The following is a 7,764-nucleotide window of genomic DNA, read 5'->3' as shown; positions in this document are numbered from 1 at the left end:
CCTTGTTGGCATGCAGCCGCGTGAAAACATGCCGGCCTTCGTCGCCGGCGGCGGTGATGGCGGCGAGTGCTGCCTCCAGTCTCTGGGTGGAAGTGCCTGTGCTCATGGGTGCCTGCCTTGGTGCATTCGCGGACGACGGGTGGTTCTCTGGCTTGCTGCTGATGCTATTGAAATGGTAGCTGGTGGCGCCGGTGTGGAAAGGGCTGGAGGCAGATTTTGCTTGAAAATGAAGAATCGCCTGCAAGACTGTTGGCACCGGGCTACACGATCTGGACTGAATCCCCTTCTATGCGGGCGCACCGCAGCCTATCATGGCCGGATGATTTCCAGCACAACTTCCCTTCGCTCCCTGTTTGATGCCCAGTTTCACGCCAGCCGTGTGCAGATCGACGTGCCGCTGGCGCTGCGGCGCGACAGGCTGCTGCGTGTTCGTGCCCTGCTCGATGAACACGGCAGTGCGCTGGCGCAGGCGGTGCAGGAAGACTTCGGCGTGCGTTCGCCGCAACTGACCGAAATTGCCGACCTGTTTGTGCTGCGCACGCTGCTGTCGCACACGCTCAAGCATTTGCCGAAGTGGATCAAGCCGGTAAAGGTATCCACGCCGCTGTATTTGCAGCCTTCCAGTGCCTATCTCCAGCGTCAGCCGTTGGGCGTGGTGGGTGTGGTGTCGCCTTGGAACTATCCGCTGCAGCTGGCGCTGGCGCCGGCCATCACGGCACTGGCGGCCGGCAACCGCGTGATGCTCAAACCCAGCGAGTTGACGCCGCGTACCTCGGCACTGATGGGCGAGCTGATTGGTGAAGCGTTTTCGGCCGACGAATTTTGCGTGGTGGAAGGCGATGCAGCGTTGGCCGCCGCTTTCACCAGTCTGCCGTTTGACCACCTGGTTTTCACCGGTTCGACGGCTACCGGCCGCAAGGTGGCTGAAGCCGCAGCCGCCAACCTGACACCCACCACGCTGGAGCTGGGCGGCAAATCTCCCTGCATTGTTGATGCGTCTTGCGACCTTGACAGTGCGGCGCTGAAGATCGCGCACGGCAAGCTGCTCAACGCCGGGCAGACCTGCATTGCGCCCGACTACGTGCTGGTGCCGCAAGGGCGGGAAGCGGCTTTTGGTGAGGCCTTTACGCGCGCGGTGACCAAGCTGTTCCCGGTGATGGCCGGCAATCCTGATTACGCCGCCATCATCAGCCCACGCCATCACGAACGGCTGCAGGCACTGCTGGTGCAGGCTGAAAACCAGGGCGCACGCCTGCAGGTGGTCAACCCGGGTGGCGCTGCGGCGGGCAGTTCAAGGCAGATGGCGCCCGTGCTGGTCTTTGGTGCAACCCCCGCCATGAAACTGATGGACGAAGAGATCTTCGGTCCCATCCTGCCGGTGCTGCCTTATGCAGCGCCGGACGAAGCCATCCGCTACATCAATGATCGCCCCCGGCCGCTGGCCCTCTACTGGTTCGGCACCGACACCGCCGCGCGTGACGCCGTGCTGGCGCAAACCGTGAGCGGCGGCGTGACGGTCAACGACACCCTCATGCACATCGCCCACGAGAACCTGCCTTTTGGCGGCGTGGGCGACAGCGGCTGGGGCGCCTACCACGGCGAAACCGGGTTCCTGCGCTTCACGCAGCAAAAGCCGGTGCTGGTGTCCTCGAAGTGGGCGCGCGGCGACCTGTTTTATCCGCCTTATGGCAAACGTTTCGACCAGATCATGGGCTTGCTCAAGCGCTGGCTGTAACGGCGAGGTTTCTTCGGCCTCAGCTTCGGGAAGGCTGAAGGTACGAAACGCCGGCTGAAAGCGGTGCCGGGCAGGGGGCTGATATTCTTGCCGTTCGCATTGATCTGAACCGGCCACCTATGTCCCCCACCGAACTAGAGAACTATCTTCACGCGCACATTCCGCTGTCCAAAGCCATGCAGGTCAGCGTGGTGCGGGCTTCGTCGGAAGAAGTGGTGCTGAGCGCCCCGCTGGCGCCCAACATCAACCACCGCGAAACCGTGTTCGGCGGCAGTGCGTCGGCGCTGGCCATCCTGGCTGCCTGGTCGCTGCTGCACACCCGCCTGGGTGCCGAGGGCCTGGCGAGCCGCCTGGTGATCCAGCGCAACACCATGTCGTACGAGCAGCCCATCGTGGGGACTTTCACCGCGACGGCAACGGCGCCGGATGACCAGGCGTGGAAGCAGTTCCTGCGCGTGTTCAAACGCATGGGCAAGGCACGCATCACGGTGGCGTCGGTGCTGCAGTTCGAAGGCGTGGTGGCGGGCCGCCTCGAGGGCGAGTTTGTGGCGCTTGGGGTGCCGCCAGCACCCTGAATGCGAGCCGTTGAAAGCACACCGGCATGTCCTATTCCCTGCTCGCAGACACCGTGCTCACCCTGCATGTCGCTGTGGTGGCTTTTGTGGTGGGGGGCCTGCTGCTGGTGATTGCCGGCAATCTCCTGCAGTGGCGCTGGGTCAATGCGCGCTGGTTCAGGCTGGCCCACCTGGGCGCCATTCTCTTTGTGATCGCCGAAACCTGGCTGGGCATGGTCTGCCCGCTGACCACCCTGGAGACGTGGCTGCGTGCTCGCGCTGGCGCTGTCGGCTACGGCGGCGGCTTCATCGAATACTGGCTGCAGCGTGTTCTGTATTACGAGGCGCCGTGGTGGGTGTTTGCTGTCGGCTACTCGCTGTTTGGCCTGCTGGCGGTTGCGACCTGGTTGTACTTCCCGCCGCATGCCCGGACCCGGAACGATGCGCCTGCGGAGAAGTAGCTCTTCTTTTGATAGCTGCCTGCACCCGCTATATAAGGGCTGGAGCTCTGTTTGTTATGAAGTGTGCTAACGGGTGCTGCCAAACACCTGTACCCAGTAAATTCCCGCGCTGCTGCTGTTGTTCACCGCAAAGGCGGCGCCCATCTCGGTGTAGGCCGGCGCCATCAGGTTGGCGCAGTGGCCCGGGCTCTTGATCCAGCCCTGTACCGCGGCATCGGCCTGCATCTGGCCGGCGGCGATGTTCTCGCCGATGGCGCGCCAGGGGTAGCCGGCGCGGCTGGCGCGGTCGTCCACACCGCCGCCGTCGCGGCCGGTATGGCTGAAGTAGCTGTAGCGCGCCATGTCGGCTGCATGTGCCGCGGCAATCGTCTGCAGGGTGGCGTTGAGCTGCACCGGCGTTGCCGCCGCGAAAAACTCGGTGCCGCAGCGGCGCGGCTGTGCGCGTGCCTGGTTGACCAGGGCCAGCACACGCGCCTGCACCTCACCGGCCTGCGCGGCAGCGGGCGGCGAGAAGGGCGCGGCCAGCACCACCCAGGTCTGTTTGCCGCGCTGGTGAAAGCCGGCCTCGGTCAGTTCGCTGTGCAATGCCGTGCTGCATGATTTTCCCAGCGCGGACCGCGTCAGCGCGGCAGTGCCGCTTGCACCGCGCACGGTGATCTGCGCGGCACGCACTGCGCGGTAACCAACGGCCTTCAGCGCGTCTTCGAGTTTGCGGCCGCCCGCGATGAGCGCCGCCGCCCGCGAGAGCGCCATGTTTTCACGCAGCGGGGCAACGGCACGGGCGCCTTTGACGCAACCCTGGTTGCGCAGCGCGTTCAGCGCGCCAAGCAGGGGCGGGTGGCCTGATGCGGTTGCCTGGGCGAGTGCCGATCCGGCAGCGGCCAGCATGAGCAGCGCCAGGCACCCCGCGACGCTTCGCCACGCGCCCAGCGCTTTCACCTTCGTGCCCATGCCATTCATGAACCCATGATAACGACGCACCGTGACCGGGCTTGTCCGGCGGTTTCGCGCCGGGCAAGCTGTGCCCGTCAGGGCCGGCTTGTGCCGGGCGCGGGCGCCAGTTGGCCGCCGCTGACCAGGCGCCTGATTTCCATCAGCTTGGCGTTCAGCCGTCTGTGGTTCACCGGCCCGGTGCGCAACAGCATTTTTTGTCCGGATGACAACGAGCGGAGCGCGGGGTCGGTGAACTCGTAGCGCACCCAGGGCCGCACCGAAGGAAGCGGGCCCTTGACCTCCACCAGGCTCACGCCGAGCGGGCCGGTTTGTACCGGGGTGGCCAGCAGGAGGTCGATCACGCCGACCAGCCGGTCGTTGAAGTAGCGGCCGGGAAAGCCCAGCTCTTCGTAGGCCTGCTGGAACAGCGGGTAAAGACGTGCGTACAGGCGAACGGCCTGCGCGGTGTCTACCGATTCCACAAACAGCACGAAGGGGGTGTAGCGCTGGCTGTTGTCGGGGCTGATGCTGGTGGTGCTCGGCGCGGTCGCGCCGCCGTCCAGCGTGGCAAAACGCCCGGGTGTGGGCGTTACGGGCCACAGCGCGGGTGCCGCATGGTCGCGCGCCAGGTTGTCGGTGGTGGCTACCACGCGCCGCGCGAAGCCTTCGAGGTGCAGGAAGGTCTGGACCTTCTCGCGGCCCAGCAAGTCGGCCAGCGCCGAAGCCACGTAAGCGTCGGACTCCGCGAGCGCGGGCAACGCCGCAGGAGGCGCGCCGCTGTCGCCTTTCGCTGCGTCAATCGGGTACTGGATGGCCGGGCCGGTGGAAGCGGATGCCGGGGGCGGGGAGGCGGGCGTCGTCGGTACCGGGGCATCGGCGGCGGGGCGCGCGGGTTTCACGCTTTGCTGCCACCAGTAAAAACCACCGGCGGCCATCGCGGCGAAGAGAAGGGCCATCAACAGGCCGGGGGCGGGAATTTTCATGGTCCTGGGTCGGCGCGCAAGCGTGTTTTGAGCTAGGGCTGTTCATGCTAACACCGCACCAAGCCCCTGCTGGCGAGGCGGTGAAGATCACCGGATTGCTACTTGTTTGATAGCTGCTTGCGTCCGCCGCTATTGGGCTGGAGTCTACTTTTATTCCACTGCTCTTGAATGCGCCTTGTGGCCCGGCAGGTGGTCGGCCACCAGTTCCACCAGGCTGGCAATGCGTGTGGGCCAGAGGTCGGTTTCTGCACCTTCCATGAAGTTGAGGCGGCAGCTTGCGCAAGAGACCACCACAGTGGCGGCGCCGGTGGCGTCGAGCTGCTGGCGCTTGATTTCCCAGGCCTTGTGCCGCAGCGGCGCGGCGCGGTTGATCAGGAAGGCGCCGGCACCGCCGCCGCAACACCAGTTGAGTTCAGCCGTCGGCGCGGTCTCGCGGAATTCACCGCCGAGCGCGCGTATGGCGGCACGCGGCTCGTTGATCACGCCGCCGTGGCGCGCCAGTTTGCAGGCGTCGTGGTAGGTGTAGGTCTGGCCCGCATCGCCGGGTTGCAGTTGCAGCCGGCCGCTCTGGATTTCGCGGCCGACGAATTCCGAGGCGGCCAGCACCTCGAAGGGCAGCGTCTCGCCGCCGGGCAGCCGGCCTTCCCAGCGCAGGGCCGGGTAGGCGTGGCCGCATTCGGGCAGGATGACGGTGTGCGCGCCTACGGCCAGCGCCTCGGCGATCAGCCGCTGGCTGGCCGCTTTCTGCAGGGCTTCGTTGCCCGACAGCAGGCCGAAGTTGGCCGCCTCGAAACCGCCGCTGCGCAGCGTCCAGCGCAGGCCCAGGTGGTTGAGAATGCGCGCCGTGGCCGCCAGCGCGTCCTGGTACAGCAGCACGTCGATGACTGTGGTGACCAGCATCACGTCGGCGGCGGGTTCGTCCAGCGGAATGGTGATGCCTTGCGCTCGCAGCGCCTCCACGGTTTTGGCGAGTTCGGCCGGGCCGACGCCGAACACCGTGCCGCGCCCGGCCTGCTCCTGCGCCACCGCCATCAGCTCCAGCGGAACAAGACCGGCTTCGGACAGCGCTTCACGCATGACGTTGACGCCGCGTGCGATGTTAATGCCCATGGGGCAGACCATGCTGCAGCGGCCGCATTCGGTGCACGAGTCGTACACCAGCTCCTGCCATTCCTGCAGGTCGGCGACGGTGATGTCGGGTTTGAACAGGCGATGCAGGGGCGCAAATGCCGAGGTCTCGCGCATGTGCACGCGCCGCAGCAGGTCGAGCTTGCGGGTCGGCGTGTACTTCGGGTCCTGGGTGCTCTGGTAGAAGTGGCAGGCCTCGGAGCAGTAACCGCAGTTGACGCAGGACTCCAGGTCCATGGCCAGCGCGCGGTCGGTCTTGCGGTGCATCACGGCCTTGGCCCGGGACAGCCGGGCGGCGTCGGTGAGGGGTTCAGGCTGCGCCATCTCGCCCAGGTGGCGGATGGCTTCCTGGAACTGTTTGAAAACGGCCATGTCGATCATGTGCGTACTCCGCGGCGTCCGAGAAAGCGGGCCAGCTGCATGCGGTTGGGCAGCACCAGAAAAGCGTGCATCAGTTTGCCGAAGGGAAACCACACCAGCAGCAGCTCCAGGCTCAGCAGGTGAACGGCCAGCGGGCCGCGGTACAGCGGACTGGCATGGGCCAGCAGGGCCGCTGAGGGTTCACCCACGACGGCCATGCCGGTGATCAGGGGCAGCATGGACAGCGCCCAGGTCAGCATGTCGTCGGCGCGGGATATTTTTTTGAGCACCGGATCGGTGAGCCGAAACAGCAGGGCGATGAGCAGCGACACGATGGTGGCCGCAGCGGCGATGTAGATCACCATGTCGGGCAGGGCCGGCCAGCCCAGGCCGGTCAGGCGGCGGATGAAGGCGATGTGCGGCGCGTAGCCGAAGAAGACCAGGGCCAAGCCGATGTGAAAGACGTAGGGGTTGATCGTCACCAGCGTGGCGCTGGGATGAAAGCCGCGATGCGGCGCCATGCGCAACAAGCTGGCCTTGATCGCATCGGTGGTACCGAAGGCCGCACGTGCCGGCGCTGGCCGGCCTGCGGGTGCTGGCAGGCGCCACAGTGAAAAAAGCCGCCATGCCACGCCGGCAACAAAAACCGCGATGGCGACCGCGAGCAGGGGGCCGCGCGCCCAGTCGAGCAAATCCATGGTGTCCTGCCTCTTGCATTGGCGGTGAAGGAGCTCAGGCTAGCGCCTTGGCTGTTGCCCTGGCTTGATGCATGTCAAGGGCGCGGCACACAGTCGCCTCTGCTCCGGTTTGCTATTGAATCAATAGCTGCTTGCGCCCACCCTTATTGGGCTAACCCCCGTTTTTGTTCTGAAAATGACTAGGCGACTGCCCCATGGCCGCCTTGAACATCGCGGAAAACGCGCTGTCGCTGGCGTAGCCGCTGGCAGCCGCCACCTGGCTGACGGGTGTGCCGCGCGCCAGCAGGGGCAGCGCATGTGCCAGGATGGCCTGCTGGCGCCACTGCTGGTAGCTGGTGCCCAGTTCTTCCCGGAACAGCCGTGCCATGGTGCGTTCGCTGGCGCCCATGTCGGCGGCCCATCCGGCAAGGGTGGCGCGCTCCGACGGCACCCGCAGTACCGCTTCGCACAAGGCGCGCAGGCGTTTGTCGCCGGTTTGCGCGTTCGGCATGGGAACGCCCAGCGCCTGGGTATCGGCACGGGTGAGTTCGTCGAGCACCAGGCCGGTCAGCAACTGTTCACGCGCCACGCTCAGGGCCTCGCGCGGGCTGTCCAAGGCGTGGATGATCTCGCGCAGCAGCGGCGACACCACCAGCACGCGGCAGTTGTTCCAGCCCGGAGGCCTGGCGCTGGCGTCGATGTACAGGGTGCGGAACTCGGCGGCCTCCAGCACGTTGATGGTGTGCAGTGCGCCCGGTGCGATCCAGACCGCGCGCGAGGGCGGCACGATGTAGGTCACCTCCTCGGGCGTGGACGCGGTCACCTGCACGATGCCGGTGGAGCAATAGGCCAGTTGCGCCCAGGCATGGCGGTGCGGCTCGAAGTGGGTGTCGGCCGGCAGGTTGCGGGTGCGCACCCGCACCGGCCGCTGGC

General features: G+C 66.2%; 8 protein-coding genes. 3 read left to right on the top strand and 5 right to left on the bottom strand.

Translation table 11 applies throughout. From position 1 onward, the window contains the following. Positions 1-319 precede the first annotated feature (319 nt). The 3 genes from WA904_RS03285 to WA904_RS03275 all read left to right on the top strand — a co-directional run bounded on the left by WA904_RS03285 (position 320) and on the right by WA904_RS03275 (position 2,750). Positions 320-1,735 carry a coniferyl aldehyde dehydrogenase gene (locus tag WA904_RS03285; protein ID WP_425195699.1) on the top strand — a complete coding sequence of 472 codons (1,416 nt, stop codon included), beginning with the start codon at positions 320-322 and terminating at the stop codon, positions 1,733-1,735. A gap of 119 nt (positions 1,736-1,854) precedes the next feature. Next, complete coding sequence (locus WA904_RS03280) at positions 1,855-2,310, top strand: YiiD C-terminal domain-containing protein (protein ID WP_425195698.1); 456 nt, start codon at positions 1,855-1,857, stop codon at positions 2,308-2,310. Between the two features lie 26 nt (positions 2,311-2,336). Beyond that, entirely contained in the window at positions 2,337-2,750 is a 414-nt protein-coding gene (locus WA904_RS03275; RefSeq protein ID WP_425195697.1) for a DUF2784 domain-containing protein, read from the top strand. Between the two features lie 66 nt (positions 2,751-2,816). Here WA904_RS03275 and WA904_RS03270 read toward each other — a convergent pair whose 3' ends face one another. The 5 genes from WA904_RS03270 to WA904_RS03250 form a co-directional block, all read right to left on the bottom strand. Continuing rightward, a complete protein-coding gene (locus WA904_RS03270) occupies positions 2,817-3,701 on the bottom strand; it encodes a CAP domain-containing protein (protein ID WP_425195696.1) in 885 nt (294 codons plus the stop codon). 77 nt (positions 3,702-3,778) lie between these two features. After that, a complete protein-coding gene (locus WA904_RS03265) occupies positions 3,779-4,666 on the bottom strand; it encodes a DUF3014 domain-containing protein (protein ID WP_425195695.1) in 888 nt (295 codons plus the stop codon). A 150-nt stretch (positions 4,667-4,816) separates the two neighbouring features. After that, positions 4,817-6,166, bottom strand: coding sequence for a (Fe-S)-binding protein (locus WA904_RS03260; protein ID WP_425195694.1), 1,350 nt, complete (start codon positions 6,164-6,166; stop codon positions 4,817-4,819). Between the two features lie 5 nt (positions 6,167-6,171). After that, a complete protein-coding gene (locus WA904_RS03255) occupies positions 6,172-6,852 on the bottom strand; it encodes a hypothetical protein (protein ID WP_425195693.1) in 681 nt (226 codons plus the stop codon). 151 nt (positions 6,853-7,003) lie between these two features. After that, the coding region (locus WA904_RS03250) for an AraC family transcriptional regulator (RefSeq protein ID WP_425195692.1) at positions 7,004-7,764 on the bottom strand (761 nt) is incomplete at its 5' end.

The sequence above is a fragment of the Polaromonas sp. genome, assembly GCF_049790275.1.
Taxonomy (GTDB): Bacteria; Pseudomonadota; Gammaproteobacteria; order Burkholderiales; family Burkholderiaceae_C; genus Polaromonas.
Note: the sequence above shows the minus strand (reverse complement) of the source record. Positions and strands in the feature narration are given on the sequence as shown.